Origin of the sequence: Amycolatopsis ponsaeliensis (genome assembly GCF_030182635.1) — a bacterium.
Classification (GTDB): domain Bacteria; phylum Actinomycetota; class Actinomycetes; order Mycobacteriales; family Pseudonocardiaceae; genus Amycolatopsis; species Amycolatopsis ponsaeliensis.
Window position 1 is genome coordinate 225,714 of record NZ_JAPZLD010000009.1, and the last position, 25,358, is coordinate 251,071.

Consider the following 25,358-nt stretch of genomic DNA (forward strand, 5'->3'; position numbering starts at 1 on the left):
ACTGTACTCTAGTCGAGCCCACAGTACTGTTTTCAGTACCGCTTTTGGAGGACACCGATGCCCGCCGAACGCCTGCTCCCGGATTCGGACGCCGAGGACCTCGTCGCGCTGGCCAGGGAAATCGCCCGCGACGAGCTCGCCCCGCGCGCGGCGGCGGCCGAAGAGGCCGAGCAGTTCCCGCGCGAGCAGTTCCGCTTGCTCGGCAAGTCCGGCCTGCTGGGCCTGCCGTACGCGGAGCGCTGGGGCGGCGGCGACGTGCGCTACGAGGTGTACCTGCAGGCGCTCGAGGAGATCGCGACGGCGTGGATGACGGTCGGCGTCGGCCTGTCAGTGCACACGATGTCCTGCTACGCGCTGGCGGAGTACGGCACCGATGAGCAGCGCGGCGAGTGGCTCCCGGAGATGCTCGAAGGGTCACTGCTGGGCGCGTACGCGCTGTCGGAGACACAGGCGGGCTCGGACGCGGCGGCGCTCACGACGCGCGCGCGCCTCGACGGTTCGGACTACGTCGTGAACGGCACGAAGGCGTGGATCACGCACGCGGGCGTGGCGGACTTCTACACGACGATGGTCCGCACGGGCGCTTCGGAGATCTCGTGCCTGCTGGTCCCTGGCGCGACCGACGGCCTGTCGGCGGCCCCGCGCGAGCGCAAGATGGGCCTCACCGGCTCACCGACGGCCCAGATGATGTTCTCGGACGCCCGGGTGTCTTCGTCGCGGCTGCTGGGCGAGCCGGGAGACGGGCTGCGGATCGCGTTGTCGTCGTTGAGCTCGGGCCGGCTCGGCATCGCGGCGTGCGCGGTGGGCCTGGCGCAGGCGGCGCTGGACGAAGCGGTGACGTACGCGAAGGGGCGGCAGCAGTTCGGCCGGTCGATCATCGACTTCCAGGGGATCGAGTTCCTCCTGGCCGACATGGCGGCGACGGTGGAGTCCTCGCGGGCTTGTTACGTGGAGGCGGCACGGCGACGTGACCGCGGGTTGCCGTTCCAGCGGCAGGCATCGATCGCCAAGCTGGTGGCAACGGACGGCGCGATGAAGGTGACGACGGACGCGGTGCAGGTCCTGGGCGGCGCCGGGTACACGCGGGACTTCCCGGTGGAGCGGTACATGCGCGAGGCGAAGGTGCCGCAGATCTTCGAGGGGACGAACCAGATCCAGCGGCTGGTCATCGCGCGGGAGCTGAAGAAGGCTTGATTCTCGCGTGATCAGGGCCGGAACCAGCGTGATCAAGACCGGATCCGACGTGATCGGAGGCGGAACTCGCGAGTTACGGCTCCGATCACGCGAGTCACGCCCCTGATCACGCGAGTTCCGGGTTCGACGACGTTCGCTGCCGCAAGTACTCGGCGCGCCTCTCGGCTGCCGTCTCCGCCAAGGGCCGGGCCGGAACGTTCGACCGCGGGTGCACTTCCAGCGCGCCGTCCGTCAGGAGCACCTGGCGTCCTGGATACGTGCGCCGCGCGATTTCAGTGTCGCGATCGTCGAAATCACCGGCGAACACCATGACACCGCCGACCAGCTCGGCTTTCTCGACCGCGACCGGCCGGCGGTGGCGTGATCAGGGTGAACAATCGGACGGCACGCCGGAACCGCCCGGTTACCGGCGTGCCGTCCGAAACTCAGCGGGTCTCGCGATACCGGCGATCCTTCGAGACGCCCTCACCGAGCGTCTCATCGAAGTGATACACCTCGTCGCCCCGGACGAACACGCGTAGCGCTCGATTCATCACATCGAGCGGGTCTCCGCTCCACAGCACCACGTCCGCGTCCAGGCCCGGCTTCAGCGAGCCGATCTGCCCGTCCAACCCCAGCATCGAGGCCGGGTTCACGGTCAACGAACGCAGCGCCGTCGCCGGGTCGAGGCCGTCCTTGACCGCCAGGGCCGCCTGGTAGACCAGGAAGTTGATCGGGATCACCGGGTGGTCCGTCGTGATCGCGATCTTCACGCCCGCCCGCGCCAGGATGCCGGCCGAACGCAAGGTCCGGTTGCGCACCTCCACCTTGGACTTCGTGGTGAACAGCGGCCCCAGGATGACCGGGACGTCGCGCTCGGCGAGCAGGTCCGCGATCAGGTGGCCCTCGGTGCCGTGGTTGATCACCAGCTTGTAGCCGAACTCGTCGGCCAGCCGCAGCGCCGTCACGATGTCGTCCGCGCGGTGGACGTGCTGGTCCCAGTACAGCTCGCCGTCGAGGACCTTCGACAGCGTCTCCAGCGTCAGGTCGACCTCGTGCGGCTTGCCCTCGGACTCCGCGTGCGCGCGCTTCGCCTGGTAGTTGCGGGCCTTCGTGAACGCCTCGCGCAGGATCGCCGCGACGCCCAGCCGGGTCGACGGCGTCTGCTTCTTGTCCCCGTACACGCGCTTCGGGTTCTCGCCGAGCGCGCTCTTCACGCTGACGTGCTCCGCGAAGACCATGTCCAGGATGCTGCGGCCCCAGGTCTTGACGCCGATCGTCTGGCCGCCGATCGGGTTGCCCGACCCGGGCTTGATGACGACGCTCGTGACGCCGCCGGCCAGCGCGTCGTCGAAGCCGGACTCGTAGGGGTCGATGCCGTCGATCGCGCGGAAGCGGGCGCCGTTCGGGTCGGTCATCTCGTTGGTGTCGTTGCCGGCCCAGCCCTCGCCCTCCTCGTGCACGCCGAGGTGCGCGTGGGCGTCGATGAAGCCCGGCAGCACCCAGGTGCCCGCCGCGTCGACCAGTTCGGCGTCCTCCGGGATGTCGACATCGGCCTCGGCGCCGACCGCGACGATCTTGCCGTCGTCGATCAGGACCGTGCCGCCTTCGATGGGATCACCGTCGATGGGGACGACATGGCCCCCGACAATTGCCTTCGCCATAGTTCGCCACGCTAACGAACTCACTCGGACGGCCGCACGCGGGCCTCAGCTCGCCGGCAGATCGAACCCGAATCCCACGACGACCAGCGGCCACGCGCGCGCCACGAGGTTCAGGGCCGGCGAGACGCCCGTGAACACGAGCATCAGCCGGGCTCGGAGCCGTTCACCCGATCCGGCCCCACCACAGCACGGGCAGGCCCCAAAGCCGGAAGCCCGCCACGGACTGGCCGACGAACCGCAGCCCCCCAGGCCTGCCAGAACGACACCGTCTGCACCGAAGCAGCCTACGGAACCCGGACCTTCTCCAAGTGCACCAGTTCGTGGTTGTTCTCCGGCGTCCGATGCGTCTCGCGGTAGCCGTGCTTCGCGTACAAGCGCAGCGGCCCGACGCTCTTCGCCCCGGTGAACAACCGGAACACCGTCACCGACGGCGGGGCCGCCGACTCCGCGAACGCCAGCAGCCCGCCGCCCAGACCGCACCCCTGGCGGTCCGGCGCCACCACCAGCCGGCCGATCACGCCCACCTCACCCGTCACCGTCAGGCGGACCGACGCGACCAACCGGTCGTTCTCCCGGATCCCCCAGGACAAACACGACAAAAGCGCCGCGCGCGTCTCCTCCAGGGTCTCCAGCAGCGGCGGCAGGTCCCAGTCGTCGTGCGCGTGGGCTTCGGTGACGTACGCCGCGCGTTGCAGCGTCAGCACTTCGCCCGCGTCCGCGACCCCGAGGCGCTTCACCCGACCCGGATGCCCCAGCTGCCCGACCACGACGCCGACGGCTCGAGCTCGATCAGGTCCGTGCCCGTGTTGAGCGCGTCCGCCGGGCAGGTCATCGGCTCGATCGCCACCGCGCGGCCGCGGCCGACCAGGTCGTCCGGGGTGAACACCTGCGCCCAGTGGAAGTCCGGGCCGGTCCAGACCACCAGCTGCTGCTCCTCGTGGGCCAGGACGAAGTGGTGGGAGCCGTCCGAAGCCGCCGTGAGCCCGCCGAACGCCGTGTCCAGGTCGACGCCCGCGAGCACCCGGCCGGCGCGGAAGTCGTACTCCGTCCCCTCGACGTCCTGCTCCGGCGAGTACGGCATCTGCTCGTCGCCCAGGTACGGCCGGACGCGGCTCGCCGGCAGCGTCAGGGTCAGCTCGTCGGTCGGGACGTCGCCGATCCGGAAGTACGGGTGCGTGCCGACGCCGACGCCGATCGGCTGCTCGCCCTCGTTGCGGATCTCGTGGGTGACGGTCAGTTCGCGCGGCGCGAGCTCGTACGTCACCGTCGCGCGCAGCGGCACCGGCCAGCCCGGCCGCACCTCGACGTCGACGGCCAGGGTGATCGACGACTCGGCGTGCTCCAGCAGCTCCCACTCGAGGTGGCGGGTCAGCCCGTGGATGGCGTTGCCGCGCGCCTCCTCGGTGATCTCGAGCTGCTGCTCCTCACCCTGGAACGTCCACTTCCCGCCCTTGGTCCGGTTCGGCCACGGCAGCAGCACCTGCCCGGCCCCCTTCGGCGGCTTCGCGTCTTCGGGGAACTCCTCGACGTACGGCACGCCCCCGACCTCGAACGCGCGCAGCCCCGCGCCGATTTCGGTGACGACGGCGCGCGCGTTGCCGCGGGTGATCTCGAACTGCTGACCGGTCGGGTTGCCCATGCGACGACCTTACCGAGACTCATACTCACTAGACCGGTCGTCATAGTTTGAGCTACAGTCGGCGCCATGGTCCGTCGCACCGACACGCGGCAGCGGATGCTCGACACCGCCGCCGACCTGTTCCACTCGCAGGGCTACCACGCCACCGGCCTCACCCAGCTGACCACGGCCGGGGGTGCGCCGAAGGGGTCGCTCTACTTCCACTTCCCCGGCGGCAAGGAACAGCTCGCCGCCGAAGCCGTCCGGCTTTCCAGCGAACGCACGGGTGCGCTCCTCGAAGCGATCCTCCGAGACGCGCCCGACGCCGTGACCGCGATCGACCGCGCCGTCGAAGCACTCGCGGGTTTCCTGACCGAATCGGACTTCCAGCGCGGGTGTCCACTCGCGACGGTCGCGCTCGACGCGGCGGCGGAGAGCGAACCGATCCGGGAAGCTTGTGCTGACGGCTATTCGTCGTGGCATGAGATCTTCAGCAACTACCTTGCAGAGAAACAGCTTTCCGCCGAACGCGCCGACGAGCTGGCCACCGTCGTGCTCGCCGCGATCGAAGGCGGGCTACTGCTGGCCCGCACCCGACGCGACCTGGCGCCACTGCGCGCCGTCGCCACCCATCTGCACGCCACCCTCGACCGGGAGTTCTCCTGATGCGCGTCCACCACTTGAACTGCGGCACCATGCGCCCGCTCGGCGGCGGGCTGATCGACGGCCGGCCGGGCCTGTTCCGGCGCGCCACCATGGTCTGCCACTGCCTGCTCCTCGAGACGGACACGGGTCTCGTGCTCGTCGAGACCGGCATGGGCACGCCAGCTGCCGTCGACCGGAACGCCTGGCTGGGCGCGGGTTTCGTCCGCCAGTCCAACCCGGTCGAAGATCCCGCGCAGACCGCGATCGCCCAGATCCGCGCGCTCGGCTTCGACCCGGCCGACGTCCGCGACATCGTGCTGACCCACCTCGACCTCGACCACGCGGGCGGGCTCATCGACTTCCCGTGGGCCCGCGTGCACGTCTACGCCGAAGAGCTGCGGGCGTTCCAGGAGCCGCGGGACGCTGCCGAACGCGGCCGCTACCGCACGATCCAGTTCGCTCACGGTCCACAGTGGACGTCCTATGCGGACACCGGCGAACCGTGGTTCGGGTTCGACGCCGTCCGGCAGCTCGACGGCCTCCCGCCCGAGATCTTGCTGGTCCCGCTCTCGGGGCACACACGCGGCCACGCCGGGGTCGCCGTCGACACCGGCGACGGCTGGCTGCTCAACGCCGGCGACTCGTTCTTCTTCCACGGCCAGGTCGACGCCACCCCGCGCTGCCCGCCGGGCCTGAAGTGGTTCGAGGGCCACATGGAGACGGTCAAGGGCGCCCGGCTGGACAATCACCGCCGCCTGCGCCAGCTTGTTCAGGAGCACGGCGGCGAGGTGACCGTCTTCGCCGCGCACGACGAGACCGAGTTCCTCCGGCTGAGCTCCAGTGCCAACCGGGGCCTCGCCCCGGGCCGGGGGCTTCGCCACCCGGACCCCCGAAAAACGAGCAGGAGCAGGGTATGAAGGTGCACCACCTGAACTGCGGATCGATGCGCCCGCCGGGCGGCAAGCTGCTCGACGGCGAGCCCGGCCTGCTGCGGCGGGCCGAGCTGGTCGCGCACTGCCTGCTGATCGAGACCGGCGACAGCCTGGTGCTGGTCGACACCGGGTTCGGCAGCCAGGCCGTGGCCCGCCCCGGCGAGTGGCTGGGCCGGCCGTTCATGGCGATGGTCGGCGTCCGGCTCGAAGCCGCCGAGACGGCGGTCGCGCAGATCAGGGCGCTGGACCTCGACCCGGCCGACGTGCGGCACATCGTCGCGACGCACCTCGACGTCGACCACGCGGGCGGGCTGGCGGACTTCCCGAACGCCGTCGTGCACGTCCGGTCCGAGGAGCAGCGGGTCGCGACGGCGCCGTCGAACGCGGCCGAGAAGAACCGCTACCGCGCGATCCAGTTCGCCCACCGCCCGCTGTGGAGCACCTACGACGAGCTGGGCGAGCCGTGGTTCGGCTTCGAGGCGGTCCGGTCGCTCAAGGGCCTGCCGGAGGAGATCCTGCTGGTCCCGCTGACGGGCCACACGCGCGGCCACACGGGTGTCGCGGTCGACACCGGCGACGGCTGGCTGCTGCACGCTGGCGACGCGTACTTCTTCCACGGCCAGCTCGACCCGGTCGCGCCGCACTGCCCGCCGGGTCTCACGGCGTTCCAGAACATCGTCCAGACACTGCGCAAGCCGAGGCTGGAGAACCTGGCGCGGCTGCACGAACTGGCCCGCGACCACCCGGACGAGGTCACGGTGTTCTCGGCGCACAGCCCGGTCGAGCTGGCGGCCCTGCGCCGCTGATCGAGGGAACCGGATGATCTTCCGTCGCATCTGAGCCGCGACGAAGGAGGCTCAGCGGTGACGAAGAAGTGGTGGAGTGCGGCCTTGATCGGGTCGGTCGCGGTGCTGGTCACGGCGTGCGGGAGCGGCACACCGCCTGCCCCTGCCTCGACGCCGGAAGCGGCACCGCTCGATCTTTCCGGGGTCCTCCTGCTGCAGCACTCCGAACAGACCGGCTTCGACGACGTCGTCTTCGCCGATCCCGCCACCGGCGCGGTGAAGACGACCCTGTCCCTGCCCGGCTACGACACCTCCTTGACCCGTTTCGACGGGCCGGCCACGAAGCTGGACCTCGTCTCCCCCGACGGCCAGTACGCGACGTTGGAGACCGACGACGGCGTCGACGTCTTCAAGCTCAACGCCGCCGACCGGCGCTACGAACGCACCGGCAGCGTGCCCGCGCCGGAGCGGTCGATGAGCGAGAAGACTTCGCGGTTCCGGAACCCGCGGTTCGGCCCGGAGGGGTCGAAGCTGTACTTCGACGACGACAAGGCGGTGTACTCCGTCGGCTACCGGCAGCTCGGGCAGCCGGTCAAGGAAGCCGACATCGTGCCGAGCGGCAGCTCCGACCAGCACGTCGAGGACTGGTGGCTCGGCCCGCGGGGCGAGGTGCTGACCTGGCGGGACGCCCGGCACGCCGGCGACGGCCTGGCTTACCTGGCCGACTCGTCGGGCGCGATCGCCTACGCCTACTACGAAGAACCGGGCGCCACCTACCAGTTCGTCACCGCGCTCGACGCCACGACGGCGCTGATGTCCGCCGTCACCGGCTCGGACGAGCACGGCGTGCTGGTGCGGCTGCACCTCGACGGCGGAACGCCTCAGCTGACCAAGCTCGTCGAGCGGTCCGAGCCGTCGATCGCCAAGGTGGCCGCCGCGCCGGACAAGGCCGGCGTGCTCTACCAGACCGACCAGGCCGAATGGTTCACCTCGCCGACGACGCCGGGCGCGATCGCGCGGCCCGCGCTCACGCAGCTGCCGCCCGCCGGGACGCTGTCGGAGCGGCGGCTCGTCGGCTGGGCGTGATCAGCTGGCGTCGAGGGCCTGCTTGACCAGCGGCGCGATCTGTTCCGGCGTCATCTTCGCCGGGCCGGTGTAGTTGACCAGCACCGGCGTGCCTGAGACCAGCTCGGCCGAGGCGAGGGTGGCCGTCTTCTGCTCGTCGACGTAGTAGACGGCGCCGTCCGGGAAGCCGGCGACGTCCTTCGCGCCCGGCTTCGCCTTCTTGATCGAGGCCACCATCTCGGCCGGCTTGCCCTCGCGGCCTTCGTAGCGGGTCACCGCGAGCGCGCCCGCGGCCTTGCCGTTCAGCTGGTACTCGCAGCTGCGGGCCTTGCCACCGTTGGCCGTGGTGTCCTGGACCGGGCCCGCCACCGCCTGGAGGTTGTCCAGGAACAGCGCCTTCGACACCGCGGCCGCGGGCAGCAGCTTGCACGGGTCGAGCGACGCCGCCGCGGCGGGGTTGGCGCTCGAGCTCGGCTTGGGCGCGGACGACGACGGCGTCGAAGACGGTTTGTCGCCCGAGGAGCAGGCGGTCAAAGCGGCAAAAGCGACCAAAACGACGGCGAGGGTACGCATGCCCGCACCGTACTCCGAACGGCCTACGCGGTAGGCGCCCGGTACCGCCAGAACGCCGGGAGCAGGAACATCGACGCGCACACCGACACGATGACGAGGACGCCGCCGACGCTCGCCGCGGCCGCCGTGCCGAACGCGGCCGCGCCCCAGCCGTGGACCAGGTCGGCGATCCGCGGGCCGCCGGCGACCACCACCGTGAACACGCCCTGGAGCCGGCCGCGCATCTCGTCGGTGGTCGCGACCTGCAGGATCGCCATCCGGTAGACCGCGCTGACCATGTCAGCCGCGCCCGCCACCGCCATGAAGAGGACCGCGAGCCACAGCGAGTGCGCGAGCCCGAACGCCGCCACCGCCGCGCCCCACGCGCAGATGGCGATGACGACCGCGACGCCCTGGCGGTGGATGCGCGTCAGCCAGCCGGAGAACAGGCCGATCAGCATCGCGCCGGCGGGCAGGGCGGCGTAGAGCCAGCCGAGCGCGGGGCCGCCGCCGGGTGGATCGCCGAACGTGCGTTCGGCCATCTCCGGGATCAGCGCACGCGGCATGCCGAACACCATCGCGATGATGTCGGCGACGAACGAGGCGAGCAGCACCTTCTTCGTCGCGAGGTATTTGAAGCCGTCGATGACGTCGCTGACGCCCGCACGCCGCGACGGTCCGTTGAGCGGCGGGAGCGGCGGCAGCCGCCAGACCGCGAGCAGCGTGATCGTGAGGGCGACGACGTCGATCAGGTAGAGCGTCGACAGGCCGAGGACCGGGATGAGCGCACCGGCGAGCAGCGGCCCGAAGACGGCACCGAAGGTCGACATGGTCGAGCTCAGGGCGTTGGCCGACGGCAGCAGCTCACCGGGCACGAGCCGCGCGACGACGGCGCCGCGCGTGGGCATGTTGATCGCGAAGAGGGCCTGGTTGACGGCCAGCAGGGCGAGGACCAGCCAGACGGAGCCGAAGTTCAGGAACGCCTGCAGCCAGAGCAGCGCGGAGGTGATGGCGACGAGGACGTTGGTGACGATGAGCAGCTTCCGCCGGTCGACGGCATCGGCGACGGCGCCGCCCCAGAGCCCGAAGACCAGCAGCGGGACGAGGGCGACGAGCCCGGTGAGGCCGACGTAGGCGGAGGACCCGGTGAGGTCGAAGACCTGCTTCGGCACGGCGACGGCGGTCAGCTGCGTGCCGACGGCGGTGACCACAGTGGACAGCCAGAGCCGCCGGAAGGCGGGGATCTTGAGTGGCCGGGTGTCGACGATGATGCGGCCGAGGACCTTGCGAATCCCCTTCGATCGGGACGGCAAGGTCTCGGGCTCGGAGGTCACAACAGAGGAGTTTAGCTCGGCTAACTATCTGGAGTCGCGTGATTTCCGTCGCCCGGCCACCGCGCAGAGCAGCCCCGCCCTCCCTGGGGGGCGTGCCCTTGTCCAGCGTATCGGGCCCGCCCGACGAAAAGCCGGAAAAGCCGCGGCCGTGACGTGGTTGTCCACATCACGGCCGGGCTGTGCACAAAGGGCGACTCAGGGCGCGACGCGCTCGATGGTCCACCCGTCGTCGTTCCGGACGAACCGCAGCCGGTCGTGCATCCGGTCTTCGCGCCCCTGCCAGAACTCGACCAAATCCGGCCGGATCCGCCAGCCACCCCAGTGCGGCGGCGCCGGGATCTGCTCGACGTCCGCGAACCGGCGCTCGATCCCGCTCAACGCGTTGTCCAGCGCCCGGCGGCCGTCGACCACCCGGGACTGCGGGGACGCCCACGCCCCCAGCTGCGACCCGCGGGGGCGCTGGGCCCAGTACTCCGCCGTCTCCTTGACGCCGACCTTCTCGACCTCGCCGCGGACGTGGACCTGGCGGTGCAGCGCGTACCAGGGGAACGTCACCGACGCGTACCGCGTCGCGGTCAGGTCGTGGCTCTTCTCCGACGTGTAGTTCGTGTAGAACACCACGCCGCGCTCGTCGAGGCCCTTGCACAGCACCGTGCGAGACGATGGCCGGCCTTCGTTGTCCGCCGTCGCCAGCACCATCGCGTTCGGTTCGGCGATCCCGGCGGCGACAGCCTGGTTCAGCCAGCCCTGCAGCTGATCGGTCCAGGTGGCCGCCAGCGCGGATTCGTCGAACGCGGCCCCGTCGTACGCCACGCGCATCCCGGGCAGGCGCACCACGGCGTCTTCCACCTGATCCTTGATCTCCGGCATCATCGCCAAACCTCCACGCCCGGTCGGGGCATCAGTCGACTTCGGCCCTAGGCACGTTAGGGCCTTCCGAGCTGCGGCGGAACCCACTGAACGGTGACACCCGCCACGACGTCCGCGCCATCCTCTCGTAACCGCTAGTCAGCAAGCCGTAACGCGGGCGTTACCCGCCGGACCAGGATCGATACAGGACCCACCTACCTTCGGCCCGTTCCCCACCACCCCGGAGGCAGGCATGACCGAGATCCTGTCGAACGCCGAAGAAAGCGCTCCGCCGAAACGCCGGTACGCCCCGCTCGCGGCCAACGAAAACCGCGAGGACTACTCACTGCGCTTCGCCGCTCATTCGTTCCGGAAATGGTCACCGTTCGTGGTCGCGACGACGGCGCTGGGCGGCATCGCCTACCTCGCCGACTTCGCGATCGGGGCCAGCATCGTCCTCTCCTACGGCTTCACGTCCGGGATCCTCGCGATCCTCGCCGCGGCCGTCGTCATCTTCGGGACCGGCGTGCCCATCGCGGCCGCCTGCGCGAAGTCCGGAGTGGACATGGACCTGCTGACCCGCGGAGCCGGCTTCGGCTACTTCGGGTCGACGCTGACGTCGCTCGTCTACGCGAGCTTCACCGTCATCTTCTTCTCGCTCGAAGGTTCGATCATGGGCCAGGCCTTCGAGCTGGCCCTCGGCATCCCGCTGCCGATCGGCTACCTGCTCGCGACGCTGATCGTGCTGCCCTTCGCGCTCTACGGCATGGGCGCGGTCGCGAAGATGCAGACCTGGACGCAGCCGCTCTGGATCGCCGGCCTGGTGCTGCCGTTCGTCGTCGTGCTGGTCCGCGAGCCCGGCAAGTTCGCCGAGTTCACCCACTTCGGGGGTACCGAAGGGGCCGGCGCCGGGTTCTCCGCGATCGGGTTCGGCTTCGGCATGGGCGTCGCGCTGTCGCTGATCGGGCAGATCGGCGAACAGGCCGACTACCTGCGGTTCATGCCCGAGAAGACGGCGGAGAACAAACGGTCGTGGTGGGCCGCGGTGCTCGCCGCCGGCCCCGGCTGGGTGATCCTCGGGGCCGCGAAGCAGATCGGGGGCGCGCTGCTGGCGTTCCTCGCGCTCGGCGTCGTCGGCAAGTCGCACGCGCTGGAGCCGATCGCGCCGTACCTCGAAGCGGTGAAACCCGCGCTCGGGCCGGTGGCGCTGACGTTCGCCGCGCTGTTCGTCGTCGTCTCGCAGATCAAGATCAACACGACGAACGCGTACTCCGGCTCGCTGTCGTTCGCGAACTTCTTCTCCCGCGTGCTGCACAAGCACCCGGGCCGCGTCTGGTACGTGCTGGTGAACTGCGGGATCGCGCTCGCGCTGATGGAGTTCGGCGCGTTCGGCTTCCTGAACAAGATCCTCGGCTTCTACTCGAACGTCGCGATCGCCTGGATCGGCGCGGTGTGCGCGGACCTGGTGATCGCGAAGCCGCTGGGCCTCTCGCCGAAGTACATCGAGTTCAAGCGGGCCTACCTGCACAAGATCAACCCGGTCGGGTTCGGCTCGATGCTCGTCGCTTCGACGGTGTCGATCGCGGCGTACTTCGGCGCCTTCGGGCAGTTCCTGGCGGCGTTCAGCCCACTGCTGGCCCTGGTCATCGCCGTCGTGCTGGTGCCGGTGCTGGCCGTGGCGACTCGCGGGAAGTACTACCTGGCCCGGCCGAACACGGTCGCCGGCCCGGACTCCGACGTCGACCTGCGGGCGACGCACACCTGCTCGGTCTGCGGCGATCCGTACGAACTGCCGGACGTCGCCGACTGCGCGAAGCAGGACGGACCGATCTGCTCGCTGTGCTGCACGCTCGACAACAGCTGTCACGACATGTGCCAGACGACCGGCCCGGTTTCGCTGGGCCTGCCGGCACCGCGCCAGGCGTAACGTCCGTGAAGGGCCCGGTACCCGCGTCCGCGGCGGGTACCGGGCCCTCACGTTCGCCGGGCGTCCCCCCGTCCCCCCGCCCGGCTTGACTCTTCCACGCCGGAGCGGTCGCCGGGGTTGCCCGGCAGTTCCAAGATCTTTTCCGGCCGCATGATGGCCGCCAGCATCATCGCGCGGAACTCCGCGCCCACCTCTTCGACCGGCAGCGGCGGGTCGTGCGCCTGCCATTCGCGCAGCAACCCGGTGCCGGCGCCGACCAGCGCGATCGCCGTCAGCCGGTAGTCCCGCACCGGCACGACACCGTGCTCGGCGGCGCGGCTCGCCTCGGCGGCGATGAAGTTCGCCCAGCGGTCGACCCACACCTGGTGCTGCGCCTCCAGTTCGGCGCTGACGCCGACCGCTTCGACGTAGGTGAGGCGCGGCATCCGGGGATCCGCGGTGACGGTCGCGATGAAGACGTCCAGCAGCGTCGAGATGCGGGTGAGCGCGTCGGCGTCGGCGACCTTGTCGAGTTCGGCGGTGACGTGCGCGAGCGCCAGGCTGTTGATCTGGTCGTGCAGGGTGCGGAGGACGTCCTCCTTGCCGGTGAACTCCTCGTAGAAGTTCCGCGTCGACACGCCGGCGCGGGCACACACGTCGGTGATCTTCGTGTGCCGGAAGCCCGTCGAGGTGAAGAGCTCGAGACCGGCCGTGAGCAGGCGCGCCCGTCGATCAGCGCGGCGCTGCTCGGGTGCGACGCCGCCGTACGTGCGAGCCACCGGTTGTCTCCTCCTTCTGAGGGATTGCCAGATCCTACCGGTATGACTACCTTGTGAAAATCTCGATTACCAAAGGGTTCGCCGGAGAAGCCGCAGGGGGTCTTCTCCGGCGAGCGTGGTCTTCACAAATCCTGGAAGGGACGGAGCGCGGTCACCGCGTCCGGCGCGAGTGACGTCGTGAGCGTCCCGCCCGCGGCGAGCGGCGTCCGCGACCACCACTCGCCCGACTCCGCCGAGAGGTCCGGACCACCGACCACCAGGTCCGTCGCCAAGACCCGGCGGCCCGCCAGCACCGCCAAACTCGAGTCCAAAGTGGAATCCCCGATCGCCAGCGTCTGCCGCAGCACCGGCGTGGAACCCCGCGTGACGTGCGACGACGTCGTCAGCGAACCCGGACGCTCCCCGGCCCGCCCCAGCACCAGCACCTCCCGCGTGTGCAGGTAGGCGTCAGAAGCGAGCGAAGCGCGGAACGCAGCCGTGTGCCGGGCTCGCGCCGTGATCACCGTCGGCTCCGGCAGGTACTCCAGCGAGCCGCCCGCCTCGACGACCACCGAAACCGTCGACAACGAACCCTCGCCGTGAAGACCGGGCAGCGCGAGAGTGGCCGCGACACCGGAAAGACGCAGAGACGCGCCCGGGCCGACGTGGACGGAAAGCAGCAGGTCGTCCCCGCCCAACGGCGTGGTCGCCGAGTTGACCAGGTGCACCACCGCCGCCGGACCGCGGCCCCGGCGGGGGAACAACGTCAACGGTGCCATCGAACGCAGCTCGCGCAGCACCGTGCGCGTGCCGTCGAAGCACGCCGTCAGCCGGGCGTGGGCCTTCACAGCAGCGAACGCACCCACTCGGCCACCGCCGGTGCGTCCGGGGTGTCCACAAGGGACTGTGTGATGACCGGCAGCGTCCCCCGCATCCGGTGCGCGTCCGACGTCATCACGTCCATGTCCGCGCCGACCAGGTGCGCGATGTCGATCTTGTTGATCACCAGCAGGTCCGCCGTCGTGACGCCGGGGCCGCCCTTGCGCGGCACCTTGTCGCCGCCCGCCACGTCCACCACGAAGATCTGGCTGTCGGCCAGCCCGCGGCTGAACACCGCCGTCAGGTTGTCGCCGCCGCTTTCGATGATCACCAGGTCCAGCGCCGGGAACTTCTCCTCCAGCCGCTCGACCGCGTCCAGGTTCGCGGTGATGTCGTCGCGGATCGCGGTGTGCGGGCACGCGCCCGTCTGCACCGCCTCGATCCGGGCCGGGTCCAGCACCCCCGCCCGCCGCAGGAAGTCCGCGTCCTCGGTCGTGTAGATGTCGTTCGTGACGACCGCGAGGTTCACCTCGTCGCCCAGCGCGCGGCAGAGCGCCGCGGTCAGCGCCGTCTTGCCCGAGCCGACCGGGCCGCCGATGCCGATCCGGTACGCGCGGCCCGCGGTGGGCGCCGCGTCGTAGTGGTCGGGCTCGGCGGCCGTCGGGTCGAAGTTGACCTCGTGGAAATGACCGTGACCATGGCCTTCAGCTGGCAAAGAGACGCACCTCTTCCTGGTGGTGCCGGGCGTGCGCCTCGGCGAACAGATCCAACGCGGGCGACCCCGGCGACGGCAGCGACGCCGGGTCGTCCCCCGCCACGGCCGCCGCTTCCTCCGCGACCGACCGCAGTTCGAGACGGGCCACGACGGCGTTGACCGCGAAGGGATCCAGTCCCAGCAGCCGCACCGCCGCGCTCGCCGGCCCGCTCACCGCGAGGTACGCGACGGCCATCGCGGCGTCGTACGGCGAACCGCCCGCGACGCCGACCAGAGCGCCCAGCATCACCGGGTGGTGCGGCCGCGGAGTCTCGGCCAGCAACGCGTCCAGAACGGGAGACGGCCAAGCGATCCGCCCGGCCCGGGCGGTTCCCCGGCCCTGCGCCCGCGAGGCCTCGCGTTGCGCGAGCGACGGCGTCCGCGCGTCCAGTTCGGCGTCCAGCAGCGACCAGTGTCCACTCACGACAGAGCGGGCCGCCGCGTGTGCCGATGCGGCGGCGAAGACGGCCGCCAGCGCACCCGCGGTCCGCAACCGTCCGGAAAGGAATCCCGGCAGGTCACGCACGGAAGTCACCCGCTTGCGGGCGACGACTTCCTCCAGCCCGCCACTGTGGACGTGCCCGCCGCCGGGGAAGCGGGAGTCCGCGAGGATCAGCGCCGAGAGGTCCATCAGAAAAGGAAGTACCGTTGGGCCATCGGCAGTTCCGTCACCGGCTGCGGCTCGATCAGCTCGCCGTCGACGTGCACCGCGAAGCTGTCCGGCTCGACGCGGACGTCCGGCGTGGCGTCGTTGAGCACCATGTCCGCCTTGGTCCGCGCGCGCGTGTTCGCCACCGCGACCAGCGGGCGCGTGATGCCGAACGTCTCGCGCAGTCCACTGTCCAAAGCGGACGGCGCGACGAAGTGCAGGCTCAGCGCGGCACCGATGTTCGCGCCGAACATCGGGCGGGCCATGACCGGCTGCGGGGTCGGGATGGACGCGTTCGCGTCCCCCATCGCCGCCCACGCCGGGAAGCCGCCCTTCAGGACGACGTGCGGCCGGACGCCGAAGAACTTCGGCTCCCAGAGCACGAGGTCGGCGAGCTTGCCGACCTCGACCGAGCCGATCTCGGTCTCCATGCCGTGCGCGATAGCCGGGTTGATCGTGTACTTGGCGACGTAGCGGCGCGCGCGCAGGTTGTCGGCCGCGCCGTCGCCGGGCAGGGCGCCGCGACGGCGTTTCATCACGTGCGCGGTCTGCCAGGTCCGGATGATCACCTCGCCGATCCGGCCCATCGCCTGCGAGTCCGAGCTCATCATCGAGATGGCGCCCAGGTCGTGCAGCACGTCCTCGGCGGCGATCGTCGACGGCCGGATCCGGCTCTCGGCGAACGCGAGGTCTTCGGGCACCGACGGGTTGAGGTGGTGGCAGACCACCAGCATGTCGAGGTGCTCGTCGAGCGTGTTGACCGTGTGCGGCCGGGTCGGGTTGGTCGACGACGGCAGGATGTTCGGCAGCGAGACGACCTCGATGATGTCCGGCGCGTGCCCGCCGCCGGCGCCTTCGGTGTGGTACGCGTTGATCGAGCGGCCGCCGATGGCGTCCACAGTGGACTCCAGGAAGCCGGCCTCGTTGAGCGTGTCGGTGTGGATCGCGACCTGGACGCCGGACTCGTCGGCCACGGTCAGGCAGGCGTCGATCGCCGCCGGCGTCGTGCCCCAGTCCTCGTGCAGCTTGAAGCCACCCGCGCCGGCCGCCAGCTGCTCGCGCAGGGCTTCGTGGCGGACGGTGTTCCCCTTGCCCAGCAACAGGACGTTGACCGGGTAACCGTCCATCGCGGACAACATGCGGCCGAGGTTCCACGCGCCGGGCGTGACGGTCGTGGCCTTCGTGCCCTCGCTGGGCCCGGTGCCGCCACCGACCAAAGTGGTCAGTCCCGCGGCCAGCGCCGTGTCGACGAGCTGCGGGCAGATGAAGTGGACGTGGCAGTCGATGCCGCCGGCGGTGAGGATCTTGCCGTTGCCGGCCAGGACCTCCGTCGACGGCCCGATGACCAGGGCCGGGTCGACGCCGTCCATCGTGTCCGGGTTGCCCGCCTTGCCGATCCCGACGATCCGGCCGTCGCGGACGCCGACGTCCGCCTTGATGACACCCCAGTGGTCGAGGATCACGGCGCCGGTGATGATCAGGTCGGGCGCACCCTCGGCTCGGGTCGCCATCCCCTGGCCCATCGACTCGCGGATGACCTTGCCGCCGCCGAAGAGCACCTCGTCGCCCGAGCCGCCGGGCCCCATCGAGCGGTCTTCGGTGACCTCGATCAGCAGGTCGGTGTCGGCGAGCCGGATCCGGTCGCCGGTGGTCGGGCCGAACAGCTCGGCGTAGCGCTCGCGGTCGATCTGCGGCATTTCAACAGCTCCTATGCCTTCTCGGCGGGAGGGAGTACCTCGAAGGATCCCGAGAATTCGGACCGCAGGCCGGGAACACGACGAGACCCGGCGAGCGGAACAAGATCGACTTCCCGTTCGACGCCGGGTTCGAACCGCACCGACGTGCCCGCCGGGACGTCGAGCCGGTGACCGCGGGCAGCGTCGCGGTCGAACTCGAGGCCCGGGTTCACCGCCGCGAAGTGGTAGTGCGAGCCGACCTGGACCGGCCGATCGCCGAGGTTGCGCACGAGCAGGGTCACCCGCGCGCGGCCGGGGTTCAGCTCGACCGGCTCGTCGCCGGGAATGATCTCACCGGGGTGCATCCGGCCCTCCTCAGACGATCGGGTCGTGCACGGTGACGAGCTTCGTGCCGTCCGGGAACGTGGCCTCGACCTGCACGGAGTCCACCATTTCGGGGACGCCGTCGAGCACCTGCGCCCGTGAGAGCACGGTCCGGCCGCTGGCGACGAGCTCGCTGACCGTGCGGCCGTCGCGGGCCCCTTCGAGGACGTGGTCGGTGATCAGCGCGACCGCCTCGGGGTAGTTCAGCCGGACGCCGCGGTCCAGCCGCTTCCGCGCGACGTCGGCCGCCACGTGGACGAGCAGCTTGTCGCGCTCCTGCGGACTGAGGTGCATCGCTCAGGTTTATCACCCGGACCACGGGCGCGCCTGGTTCGGAAACATACCTTTAACCTGGGCTTCGTCACACTGCGTGGTGAAAATTCTCCTGTCGGACGGCCTCGGTGACTGAATCGTTCTCGTAATCGTGACCGAAACCACCGCATCTTTCGATTGCCCCCCGGCGATCGAGGGAGCAAGGTCTATCCATCCGTGCGATGGTGCGCGCTTTCCGTGCGCAATTCCGTCCGCGCGAGCACCACCACCAAGACGGGGAAGAAAGCGCACCGAAAGGTTCCGCGAAACAGTGACTACCTCCACGATCACCAAGCCACAGCCGTCCGGCGAACCCGACGACGGCTTCCGACCGGGTCTGGAGGGCGTTGTCGCCTTCCACACCGAGATCGCCGAACCCGACCGGGACGGCGGTGCGCTGCGCTACCGCGGCGTCGACATCGAGGACCTCGCCGGCAAGGTGACCTTCGGTGACGTATGGGGCCTCCTCGTGGACGGCCGGTTCGGCCACGGCCTCCCGCCCGCCGAGCCGTTCCCGCTGCCGGTGCACACCGGCGACGTCCGGGTCGACGTCCAGGCCGCGCTGGCCATGCTCGCGCCGATCTGGGGCTACCGCCCGCTGCTCGACATCTCCGACGAAGAGGCCCGTGAGCAGCTGGCCCGCGCCTCGGTGATGGCGCTGTCGTACGTCGCGCAGTCGGCGCGCGGCATCGGCCAGCCCGCCGTGCCGCAGACCCGCGTCGACGAGGCCCACTCGATCACCGAGCGGTTCCTCATCCGCTGGCGCGGCGAGCCGGACCCCGCGCACGTCCGGGCGCTGGACGCCTACTGGGTGTCGGCCGCCGAGCACGGCCTGAACGCGTCGACCTTCACCGCCCGCGTCATCGCGTCCACCGGCGCCGACGTCGCGGCGGCCATGTCGGGCGCCATCGGCGCGATGTCGGGCCCGCTGCACGGCGGCGCCCCGGCGCGCGTGCTGCCGATGATCGAAGAGGTCGAGCGCACCGGCGATCCGGCGGGCCTGGTCAAGGGCATCCTCGACCGCAAGGAACGCCTGATGGGCTTCGGCCACCGCGTCTACCGGGCCGAGGACCCGCGGGCCCGGGTGCTGCGCCGCACCTGCAAGGAGCTCGGCTCGGCCCGCTACGAGGCGGCCGCCGCGCTGGAGCAGGCGGCGCTGAAGGAGCTGCGCGAGCGCCGTCCGGACCACCCGATCGAGACGAACGTCGAGTTCTGGGCCGCGGTCATCCTGGACTTCGCGCAGGTCCCGCCGCACATGATGCCGTCGATGTTCAGCTCGGCGCGCACCGCCGGCTGGGCCGCGCACATCCTGGAGCAGAAGCGCACCGGACGTCTGGTGCGGCCGTCGGCCAAGTACGTCGGCCCGGCACCGCGCACGCCCGAGGACGTCGAGGGCTGGGAACTGGTCACCAAGCACTGACGCTCGTTGTCCATGAAGGGCACCCTCATGGCTTTTATGACCATGAGGGTGCCCTTCATGGCTTTGCGGCGATCTCGTGGGCGGCGGTCGCGCCGAGCATGGCCGTGAGCTGGTCGACCAGCCAGGTGTCCAGCAGGTCGCGCGGGAGCGTGCGTTCCTGCAGCCAGCTGAGCAGGGCGCCTTCGACAACTGCCGTCCAGCAGCGCATCGTCAAGGACAGCAGCGGCGACGGATCTTCGACGCCGAGTGCGTCCAGGATCAGGGCCACCGCGCGGTTGCGGACCTCGTCGATCGCCGCGTCCGTCTCGGACGTCGCGATCACCGAACCGCTGCGCAGCAACGCGATGTAGCCCGCGCGGTAGTGGTCGGCGACGTCGATCAGGCCGCGGACGGCCGCGCGCAGCCGCGTCTCCGGCGGGCCCTCCTCGAGGCCGGCCAGGCCGTCGATGAGCCCGTCGGTGACCGTGCGCAGCGCCTCCACCTGCAGCTCGCGCAGGCTGGAGAAGTACCGGTAGAACAACGGCCGCGACACCTCGGCGCGCGCGACGATGTCGTCCACCGTGACCAGCTCCGGCGCCCGCGAGCCGAACAGGTCGAGCGCGGCGCGGATCAGGTCGTCGCGGCGGGCCTGCGGCGACATCCGCCGCGGCCGGCTCACGGCGTCAGGTCCAGCTTCGCCGCCTGGCGCAGCAGCCCGGGCGTCAGTCGCGAAAGGACCAGCGCGACCTTGGCCTCCGGAGTGGACGGTGCGATCGCGGTGTCCTTCTCCACGGCCCGCAGGATGTCCTTCGCGACGCCTTCCGGGCCGAACCCGCGCCGGGCGTAGAGCTTCGAGCTCTGCTGCTGACGCCGTCGCTGCTCCTCTTCGGACACTCCGACGAACGTGGTCGTGTTGGTGATGTTGGTCTTGACGATGCCCGGGCACACCGCCGTGACGCCGATGTGGTGCTCGGCCAGCTCGGCGCGCAGGCAGACGCTCAACGTCAGCACGGCGGACTTCGTCGTCGCGTAGGCGGTGAGGATCTTCGACGGCAGGTAGGCGGCGGCCGACGCGAGGTTGACGATCTGGCCGCCTTCCGCGCGTTCGGCGAGCATCGGCGCGAACGCGCGGCAGCCGTGGATCACGCCCCAGAGGTTGACGTCGATGACGCGTTCCCAGTCTTCGACGGACGTGTCGAGGAACGGGCCGGACATGCCGATCCCGGCGTTGTTGACCACGATGTCCGGAACGCCGTGGTGCTCGCGGACGTCCTCGGCGAAGCGGTGCACGGCGACACCGTCACTGGAGTCCACTGTGTACTCCGCGACGCCGTGGTCTTCCAGGAGCTTCAGGGTTTCCGCGGCGGCCGCGGGGTCGATGTCGGTGATGACGACGTCGGCCCCTTCGGCGGCGAAGGCGAGGGCGGTGGCCCGGCCGATCCCGCTGCCGGCCCCGGTGACGACGACCAGCTTGTGCTCGAACCGGCCGGTGCCCACCCGCGACTTCTTCAGTGCCCGGCTCTCGGCGCCGGTTTCGACGTACTCGATCAGCTCGGCCGCGGCGCCCGCGACCACCGCAGGCCGCGCGCGGGTGACCCAGTGCGTCCCGACGACCGGGCGGATCCGCAGGTCCGGCACCCAGCGCGCGATCTCGGTCTGCAGCGGCGTGGTGACGTAGGCGTCGCCGGTCGGGGCCAGGACCTGCACCGGGACGTCGGCGGCGCGCGGCGCGGGCCGGGACAGGCGGGTGAACATGTTGGCGCGGTAGAGCTCGAGGCCGTGGATGCCGTCGCTCTTGTCCGGCTTCGCGGCGTCGGGCTCCATGCGCTGGATCTGCGCGCCCAGCAGGCCGGTGCGCCAGAGCAGCTGCGGGACGAGCGGGATCTGGAACGCGAGGATGTACCAGGAGTGCAGGAACTGGCTCAGCGCGTTCTTGAGCCGCTTCGGCGTCGGGCGCGAGACCTGGGCGCGGAACCACGCGCCGGCGTGGTCGAGGCTCGGGCCGGAGATCGACGTGTAGGACGCGACCCGCCCGCGCAGGGCGTCGCCGGTGACGGCGTGCCAGGTCTGGATCGAGCCCCAGTCGTGGGCGAGGAGGTGGACCTTGCCGTGCGGCTTCACTTCGTCGACGACCGCCCGCAGGTCATCGGCCAGCTGGTCCAGCCGGTAGGACGCGCGTCCCGCCGGCTTGTCCGACTGTCCGGCCCCGCGGACGTCGTAGGTGACGACGCGGTGTTTCGCCCTCAGCTCGGCGGCCACTCCGCCCCACATCGAGCTGTTGTCGGGATAGCCGTGCACGAGCACGACCGTGGGCCCGTCTTCCCGGCCGTCGATGGTGACGGAGAGGCGGACACCGTCGCTGGCGGTCACCCACTTGTGAGACATTCTGTCATGTTAGACAACTTGTCAACAGTGCGATTCACCCGCGCGGCGGCTGGTGGCCGGATGTTGTTCATGCATCCGCCGGGTTTTTGCTTGTATGACAGCGTTTTCGTGGTTCCACGGGAAACCAAGGGCTGCGGCTGACGACTCTGTCCATCGAACGGTGGACAGCCGGATTCAGCTGAGCGTCGCTCCCGCCCGCCCCTCCGAGCGACCAAGCTTGAGCCATGACCACAGCAGTGAGCGTGCGCGGCCTGCGCAAGCAGTACCCCGGTCACCTCGCGGTGGCCGGGCTCGACCTGGACATCGCCCGGGGCGAGGTCTTTTCCCTGCTCGGGCCCAACGGCGCCGGGAAGACCACGACCGTCGAGATCCTCGAAGGCCACCGGCAGCGGACCGCCGGCGAGGTCACCGTCCTGGGCGAGGACCCCGGCAAGGCCGGCCGTGCTTGGCGGTCGCGGATCGGGATCGTCCTGCAGACCGCGAACGACGCCGCCGAGCTGAGCGTCGCCGAGACCGTGCGGCACTTCGCCAAGTACTACCCCGACCCGCGCGACCCCGACGAAGTCATCGAGAAGGTCGGGCTCGCCGAGAAGGCCAAGGCGCGGGTCAAGTCGCTCTCCGGCGGACAGCGGCGCCGCGTCGACGTGGCACTGGGGATCATCGGCCGGCCCGAGCTGCTCTTCCTCGACGAGCCGACGACCGGTTTCGACCCCGAAGCGCGGCGGCACTTCTGGACGCTGATCAGCGAGCTCGCCGCCGAAGGCACCACGATTCTGCTGACCACCCACTACCTCGACGAGGCCGAAGCGCTCGCCGACCGCGTCGCGGTGATCGCGCGCGGCGAGATCGTCGCGCAGGACACCCCGCAGAACCTGGGTGGCCGCGCCGCCGCCGAGGCGACCGTGCGGTGGGCCGACGAACGCGGCGAGCACGTCGAGCGCACCGCGTACCCGACCAAGCTCGTCAACGAGCTCTCTGCTGGGGGTAGAGAGCTCGCCGGACTGACCGTGACCCGGCCGAGCCTGGAGGACATCTACCTGGACCTGATCGGAGACAAGGCATGACCACGCTCGCCCTCCCCGGCCCGCTGTCACTGGGGCTAGCCCGCGGCGGCACCGAGCTGCGGCAGTTCTTCCGGCACAAGGAACAGGTGGTCTTCACCTTCTCCCTGCCCGCGGTCCTGATGATCCTGCTCGGGTCCATCCTGGACGGTCCGACGGCACTGGCGGGCGTCACGTCCGGGCAGCTGCTGGCGGCCGGGATGATCGGCTCCGGCATCGTCTCGACGTCGTTCAACAGCATCGCCATCGGCGTCTCCGCCGACCGCGAAACCGGTGCGCTCAAACGCCTGCACGGCACGCCGATGCCCTCGGCGTCCTACTTCATCGGCAAGATGGTGCTGGTCGCGGTGTCCAGCTTCGCGCAGACCGTGCTGATGGCCGCGGTCGCCGTGGTGCTCTTCGGACTGAAGCTGCCCACCGAGCCGGAGAAGTGGCTGACCCTGCTGTGGGTGTTCGCGCTCGGCATCGTCTCGTGCACGCTGCTCGGCATCGCGCTCAGCTCGCTCGCGAAGTCGGCCACCGGCGCGGTCGCCGTGGTGCAGATGTTGTACTTGGTGCTGCAGTTCATTTCCGGTGTGTTCGTCGCGCCGATCACGAACCTGCCGAAGATCATGGTGGACATCGCGTCGTTCTTCCCGCTCAAATGGATCTGCCAGGGGTTCCGGTCGGTGTTCCTGCCGGACGGCGCGGTCGGAATGGAGATGGCTGGCTCATGGGAACTTCCGCGGGTGGCGCTGGTGCTGGGGATCTGGTGCGTGGCGGGCGCGCTGCTGGCGCGGCTGAGCTTCCGGTGGACCGACACGAAGTGAAGGACGCCTGGGACCGGTTCAACTGGCTCTGGGAGATCCTCTTCGCGGTCGCCTACCTGGCCACGACGACGCTGGTGCTGCTGGACGAGACCGATCCGGTCCGCAGCGTCGTCGCGGTCGGGGCGCTCACCGCGCTCGCGCTGATCTACCTGCTGTGGGGACGGCGGGTGGTGCGCGACGACGGGCACCTGAAGCAGCGGTGGGCGCTCGCCCTGGTGGTCGTGGCGCTGGTCGCGGTCGCGGTGTTCGCCAACGCGACGTCCAGCTTCATCCTGTTCATGGTGTGCCCGCTGCTGTTCTCGACGCTCGAGTTCCGGCCGGCCGCGGTCCTCACCACGCTGGTGATCCTGCTGAGCCCGCTGTCGTCGATCGCCGCGGACGGGCTGCGGGGGCCGGCGCTGCACATCCTGCTGCCGATGACCGCGATCCTCGTCGTGTTCGGGATCCTGTCGGGCAAGTTCATCCTGCACGTCATCGAGGAGAGCCGGGCGCGGGCGGACCTCATCGACCGGCTCGAGGAGAGCCAGGCCGAGGTCGCCCGGCTCTCCCGCGAGGCGGGTACGGCGGCCGAGCGCGAGCGGCTCGCCCGCGAGATCCACGACACGCTGGCCCAGGGCTTCACCAGCATCGTCACGCTCGCCGAGGCCATCGAGTCCGAACTGGACACCGACCCGGCGGCGGCGCGGCGGCACGTCGAGCTGGCCGCACGCACGGCGCGGGAGAACCTGGCCGAGGCCCGCACGATGGTCGCCGCGCTGGCGCCCGCGGACCTCGCGTCCGGGTCCCTGGTGGACGCCGTCCGCCGCCAGGCCGACCGGCTCGCCGACGAGACGGGCGTGTCGGTCGAGTACGAAGTGGACGGTGCGCTCCCGGCGATCGGCATGGCGGGCGAGGTCGTCCTGCTGCGGGGCGCGCAGGAGGCGCTGAACAACGTCCGGCGCCACGCGGCCGCGTCGTCGGTCTCGGTGCGTCTGTCCGTTGTGGACGACGCGGTGCGGCTGGCCGTCCGGGACGACGGCACCGGCTTCGACCCTGACGGTGTCAGCGGCTTCGGCCTGCGCGGCATGCGGTCCCGGGCCGAGCAGGTGGGTGGCACACTGAGCGTCCGGAGTGGCCCGCGCGGCACCGAACTCACCCTGGAGGTGCCAGCTTGATCCGCATCATGCTCGTCGACGACCACCCCGTCGTCCGCGAAGGCCTCCGCGGCATGCTAGAAGCCGAGCCCGATCTGACGGTGGTCGGCGAAGCGGGCTCGGGCGACGAAGCCGTCGCGCTCGACCGCGTCGCGTTGCCGGACGTCGTGCTGATGGACCTGCGGATGCCGGGGCTGGACGGCGTCGGCGCGACGAAGCGGATCCTGCGCGAGCAGCCGGGCCGGCGGATCGTGGTGCTGACGACGTACGAGACGGACGCCGACATCCTGCGCGCGGTCGAGGCGGGAGCGTCGGGCTACCTGCTGAAGGACGCGTCCCGCACGGAGCTGGCGAACGCGATCCGCGCGGCGTCGCGCGGGGAGACGGTGCTGGCGCCGTCGGTGGCCGGGAAGCTGGTCAACCGGGTCCGCAACCCGGAGCCGCAGTCGCTTTCGGCGCGCGAGGTGGAGGTGCTGCGCCTGGTCGCGAAGGGCGGCACGAACGCCGACATCGGCCGGGCGCTGCACATCAGCGAGGCAACGGTGAAGACGCACCTGCTGCGGGTGTTCGGCAAGCTCGGCGTCTCCGACCGCACGGCGGCGGTCACGACGGCGATGTCAAGAAACCTGCTCGGCTGAGACCGGGTTTCCCGTGTCGGGAAGGTCGACACGCGTGACGGGGAAGCCGACACGCGTG

At 70.5% G+C, this 25,358-nt stretch carries 27 protein-coding genes; 12 read left to right on the forward strand and 15 right to left on the reverse strand.

What is annotated here, in order from left to right; genetic code table 11:
• Nucleotides 1–57 precede the first annotated feature (57 nt).
• Together QQ657_RS16185 and QQ657_RS16190 are read left to right on the forward strand one after the other, a co-directional pair.
• Complete coding sequence (locus QQ657_RS16185) at nt 58–1,194, forward strand: acyl-CoA dehydrogenase family protein (RefSeq protein ID WP_284742961.1); 1,137 nt, start codon at nt 58–60, stop codon at nt 1,192–1,194.
• 208 nt (nt 1,195–1,402) lie between these two features.
• Nucleotides 1,403–1,558: a hypothetical protein gene (locus tag QQ657_RS16190; protein ID WP_284742962.1), complete on the forward strand. Its 156-nt coding sequence runs from the start codon at nt 1,403–1,405 to the stop codon at nt 1,556–1,558.
• A 61-nt stretch (nt 1,559–1,619) separates the two neighbouring features.
• On the opposite strand, the gene QQ657_RS16195 is transcribed toward QQ657_RS16190, so the two are convergent.
• From QQ657_RS16195 to QQ657_RS16205, 3 genes are all read right to left on the reverse strand, one after another.
• On the reverse strand, nt 1,620–2,837 hold the full coding sequence (locus QQ657_RS16195; RefSeq protein ID WP_284742963.1) for an amidohydrolase: 1,218 nt from the start codon (nt 2,835–2,837) through the stop codon (nt 1,620–1,622).
• A 284-nt stretch (nt 2,838–3,121) separates the two neighbouring features.
• Nucleotides 3,122–3,604 carry a GNAT family N-acetyltransferase gene (locus QQ657_RS16200; protein WP_284742964.1) on the reverse strand — a complete coding sequence of 161 codons (483 nt, stop codon included), beginning with the start codon at nt 3,602–3,604 and terminating at the stop codon, nt 3,122–3,124.
• Nucleotides 3,571–4,476 carry an aldose 1-epimerase family protein gene (locus QQ657_RS16205; protein ID WP_284742965.1) on the reverse strand — a complete coding sequence of 302 codons (906 nt, stop codon included), beginning with the start codon at nt 4,474–4,476 and terminating at the stop codon, nt 3,571–3,573. Before QQ657_RS16205 ends, QQ657_RS16200 begins: the two co-directional genes overlap by 34 nt.
• A gap of 66 nt (nt 4,477–4,542) precedes the next feature.
• Here QQ657_RS16205 and QQ657_RS16210 point away from each other — a divergent pair, with 66 nt between their 5' ends.
• Genes QQ657_RS16210 through QQ657_RS16225 form a run of 4 tightly spaced genes read left to right on the forward strand, consistent with a single transcriptional unit; the run spans nt 4,543 to nt 7,903 of the window.
• Nucleotides 4,543–5,121, forward strand: coding sequence for a TetR/AcrR family transcriptional regulator (locus QQ657_RS16210; protein WP_284742966.1), 579 nt, complete (start codon nt 4,543–4,545; stop codon nt 5,119–5,121).
• Nucleotides 5,121–6,017, forward strand: coding sequence for an MBL fold metallo-hydrolase (locus QQ657_RS16215; RefSeq protein ID WP_284742967.1), 897 nt, complete (start codon nt 5,121–5,123; stop codon nt 6,015–6,017). The genes QQ657_RS16210 and QQ657_RS16215 overlap by 1 nt, the downstream gene beginning before the upstream one ends.
• Complete coding sequence (locus tag QQ657_RS16220) at nt 6,014–6,838, forward strand: MBL fold metallo-hydrolase (protein WP_284742968.1); 825 nt, start codon at nt 6,014–6,016, stop codon at nt 6,836–6,838. Before QQ657_RS16215 ends, QQ657_RS16220 begins: the two co-directional genes overlap by 4 nt.
• 57 nt (nt 6,839–6,895) lie before the next feature.
• The gene (locus QQ657_RS16225) at nt 6,896–7,903 is read left to right on the forward strand and encodes a hypothetical protein (RefSeq protein WP_284742969.1); all 1,008 of its coding nucleotides are present in this window, start codon (nt 6,896–6,898) and stop codon (nt 7,901–7,903) included.
• Here QQ657_RS16225 and QQ657_RS16230 read toward each other — a convergent pair whose 3' ends face one another.
• The 3 genes from QQ657_RS16230 to pdxH all read right to left on the reverse strand — a co-directional run bounded on the left by QQ657_RS16230 (nt 7,904) and on the right by pdxH (nt 10,641).
• A complete protein-coding gene (locus QQ657_RS16230; RefSeq protein WP_284742970.1) occupies nt 7,904–8,455 on the reverse strand; it encodes a DUF3558 family protein in 552 nt (183 codons plus the stop codon).
• A 23-nt stretch (nt 8,456–8,478) separates the two neighbouring features.
• The gene (locus QQ657_RS16235) at nt 8,479–9,747 is read right to left on the reverse strand and encodes an MFS transporter (RefSeq protein ID WP_284743021.1); all 1,269 of its coding nucleotides are present in this window, start codon (nt 9,745–9,747) and stop codon (nt 8,479–8,481) included.
• A gap of 216 nt (nt 9,748–9,963) precedes the next feature.
• The gene (gene pdxH, locus QQ657_RS16240; RefSeq protein WP_284742971.1) at nt 9,964–10,641 is read right to left on the reverse strand and encodes a pyridoxamine 5'-phosphate oxidase; all 678 of its coding nucleotides are present in this window, start codon (nt 10,639–10,641) and stop codon (nt 9,964–9,966) included.
• 229 nt (nt 10,642–10,870) lie between these two features.
• Here pdxH and QQ657_RS16245 point away from each other — a divergent pair, with 229 nt between their 5' ends.
• The gene (locus QQ657_RS16245; protein WP_284742972.1) at nt 10,871–12,544 is read left to right on the forward strand and encodes a purine-cytosine permease family protein; all 1,674 of its coding nucleotides are present in this window, start codon (nt 10,871–10,873) and stop codon (nt 12,542–12,544) included.
• A gap of 47 nt (nt 12,545–12,591) precedes the next feature.
• Here the strand turns inward: QQ657_RS16245 and QQ657_RS16250 are convergent, their stop codons facing one another.
• The 7 genes from QQ657_RS16250 to QQ657_RS16280 all read right to left on the reverse strand — a co-directional run bounded on the left by QQ657_RS16250 (nt 12,592) and on the right by QQ657_RS16280 (nt 17,857).
• Nucleotides 12,592–13,302, reverse strand: coding sequence for a TetR/AcrR family transcriptional regulator (locus QQ657_RS16250; protein WP_284742973.1), 711 nt, complete (start codon nt 13,300–13,302; stop codon nt 12,592–12,594).
• A gap of 122 nt (nt 13,303–13,424) precedes the next feature.
• On the reverse strand, nt 13,425–14,129 hold the full coding sequence (locus tag QQ657_RS16255) for an urease accessory protein UreD (protein ID WP_284743022.1): 705 nt from the start codon (nt 14,127–14,129) through the stop codon (nt 13,425–13,427).
• Nucleotides 14,126–14,815: an urease accessory protein UreG gene (gene ureG, locus QQ657_RS16260; RefSeq protein ID WP_284742974.1), complete on the reverse strand. Its 690-nt coding sequence runs from the start codon at nt 14,813–14,815 to the stop codon at nt 14,126–14,128. Before ureG ends, QQ657_RS16255 begins: the two co-directional genes overlap by 4 nt.
• Nucleotides 14,805–15,485: an urease accessory protein UreF gene (locus QQ657_RS16265; protein ID WP_284742975.1), complete on the reverse strand. Its 681-nt coding sequence runs from the start codon at nt 15,483–15,485 to the stop codon at nt 14,805–14,807. The genes ureG and QQ657_RS16265 overlap by 11 nt, the downstream gene beginning before the upstream one ends.
• On the reverse strand, nt 15,485–17,200 hold the full coding sequence (locus QQ657_RS16270; protein ID WP_284742976.1) for an urease subunit alpha: 1,716 nt from the start codon (nt 17,198–17,200) through the stop codon (nt 15,485–15,487). Before QQ657_RS16270 ends, QQ657_RS16265 begins: the two co-directional genes overlap by 1 nt.
• A gap of 11 nt (nt 17,201–17,211) precedes the next feature.
• Entirely contained in the window at nt 17,212–17,544 is a 333-nt protein-coding gene (locus QQ657_RS16275; RefSeq protein WP_284742977.1) for an urease subunit beta, read from the reverse strand.
• A gap of 10 nt (nt 17,545–17,554) precedes the next feature.
• Nucleotides 17,555–17,857, reverse strand: coding sequence for an urease subunit gamma (locus tag QQ657_RS16280; protein ID WP_086680249.1), 303 nt, complete (start codon nt 17,855–17,857; stop codon nt 17,555–17,557).
• Nucleotides 17,858–18,146: 289 nt separating this feature from the next.
• Between QQ657_RS16280 and QQ657_RS16285 the strand changes: the two genes are divergently transcribed.
• Nucleotides 18,147–19,295, forward strand: a complete 1,149-nt coding sequence (locus QQ657_RS16285; RefSeq protein ID WP_284742978.1) for a citrate synthase 2 — start codon at nt 18,147–18,149, stop codon at nt 19,293–19,295.
• Nucleotides 19,296–19,350: 55 nt separating this feature from the next.
• Here QQ657_RS16285 and QQ657_RS16290 read toward each other — a convergent pair whose 3' ends face one another.
• Nucleotides 19,351–19,935, reverse strand: coding sequence for a TetR/AcrR family transcriptional regulator (locus QQ657_RS16290; protein WP_284743023.1), 585 nt, complete (start codon nt 19,933–19,935; stop codon nt 19,351–19,353).
• 14 nt (nt 19,936–19,949) lie between these two features.
• Nucleotides 19,950–21,644: an SDR family oxidoreductase gene (locus QQ657_RS16295; protein ID WP_284743024.1), complete on the reverse strand. Its 1,695-nt coding sequence runs from the start codon at nt 21,642–21,644 to the stop codon at nt 19,950–19,952.
• 239 nt (nt 21,645–21,883) lie between these two features.
• Here QQ657_RS16295 and QQ657_RS16300 point away from each other — a divergent pair, with 239 nt between their 5' ends.
• From QQ657_RS16300 to QQ657_RS16315, 4 genes are read left to right on the forward strand one after another with little or no spacing between them, the layout of a single operon-like run.
• The gene (locus QQ657_RS16300; protein WP_284742979.1) at nt 21,884–22,723 is read left to right on the forward strand and encodes an ABC transporter ATP-binding protein; all 840 of its coding nucleotides are present in this window, start codon (nt 21,884–21,886) and stop codon (nt 22,721–22,723) included.
• Nucleotides 22,720–23,529 carry an ABC transporter permease gene (locus QQ657_RS16305; protein ID WP_284742980.1) on the forward strand — a complete coding sequence of 270 codons (810 nt, stop codon included), beginning with the start codon at nt 22,720–22,722 and terminating at the stop codon, nt 23,527–23,529. Before QQ657_RS16300 ends, QQ657_RS16305 begins: the two co-directional genes overlap by 4 nt.
• Nucleotides 23,526–24,683, forward strand: coding sequence for a sensor histidine kinase (locus QQ657_RS16310; RefSeq protein ID WP_284743025.1), 1,158 nt, complete (start codon nt 23,526–23,528; stop codon nt 24,681–24,683). The genes QQ657_RS16305 and QQ657_RS16310 overlap by 4 nt, the downstream gene beginning before the upstream one ends.
• Complete coding sequence (locus QQ657_RS16315; protein ID WP_284742981.1) at nt 24,680–25,300, forward strand: response regulator transcription factor; 621 nt, start codon at nt 24,680–24,682, stop codon at nt 25,298–25,300. Before QQ657_RS16310 ends, QQ657_RS16315 begins: the two co-directional genes overlap by 4 nt.
• The last annotated feature ends 58 nt before the right edge of the window (nt 25,301–25,358 follow it).

Coding starts and splice junctions, on each gene's coding strand:
- QQ657_RS16185 (WP_284742961.1), top strand. CDS start 58: ATGCCCGCCGAACGCCTGCTCCCGGATTCGGACGCCGAGGACCTCGTC.
- QQ657_RS16195 (WP_284742963.1), bottom strand. CDS start 2,837: ATGGCGAAGGCAATTGTCGGGGGCCATGTCGTCCCCATCGACGGTGAT.
- QQ657_RS16205 (WP_284742965.1), bottom strand. CDS start 4,476: ATGGGCAACCCGACCGGTCAGCAGTTCGAGATCACCCGCGGCAACGCG.
- QQ657_RS16210 (WP_284742966.1), top strand. CDS start 4,543: ATGGTCCGTCGCACCGACACGCGGCAGCGGATGCTCGACACCGCCGCC.
- QQ657_RS16215 (WP_284742967.1), top strand. CDS start 5,121: ATGCGCGTCCACCACTTGAACTGCGGCACCATGCGCCCGCTCGGCGGC.
- QQ657_RS16220 (WP_284742968.1), top strand. CDS start 6,014: ATGAAGGTGCACCACCTGAACTGCGGATCGATGCGCCCGCCGGGCGGC.
- QQ657_RS16230 (WP_284742970.1), bottom strand. CDS start 8,455: ATGCGTACCCTCGCCGTCGTTTTGGTCGCTTTTGCCGCTTTGACCGCC.
- pdxH (WP_284742971.1), bottom strand. CDS start 10,641: ATGATGCCGGAGATCAAGGATCAGGTGGAAGACGCCGTGGTGCGCCTG.
- QQ657_RS16245 (WP_284742972.1), top strand. CDS start 10,871: ATGACCGAGATCCTGTCGAACGCCGAAGAAAGCGCTCCGCCGAAACGC.
- QQ657_RS16265 (WP_284742975.1), bottom strand. CDS start 15,485: ATGGACCTCTCGGCGCTGATCCTCGCGGACTCCCGCTTCCCCGGCGGC.
- QQ657_RS16270 (WP_284742976.1), bottom strand. CDS start 17,200: ATGCCGCAGATCGACCGCGAGCGCTACGCCGAGCTGTTCGGCCCGACC.
- QQ657_RS16275 (WP_284742977.1), bottom strand. CDS start 17,544: ATGCACCCCGGTGAGATCATTCCCGGCGACGAGCCGGTCGAGCTGAAC.
- QQ657_RS16280 (WP_086680249.1), bottom strand. CDS start 17,857: ATGCACCTCAGTCCGCAGGAGCGCGACAAGCTGCTCGTCCACGTGGCG.
- QQ657_RS16290 (WP_284743023.1), bottom strand. CDS start 19,935: ATGTCGCCGCAGGCCCGCCGCGACGACCTGATCCGCGCCGCGCTCGAC.
- QQ657_RS16300 (WP_284742979.1), top strand. CDS start 21,884: ATGACCACAGCAGTGAGCGTGCGCGGCCTGCGCAAGCAGTACCCCGGT.
- QQ657_RS16305 (WP_284742980.1), top strand. CDS start 22,720: ATGACCACGCTCGCCCTCCCCGGCCCGCTGTCACTGGGGCTAGCCCGC.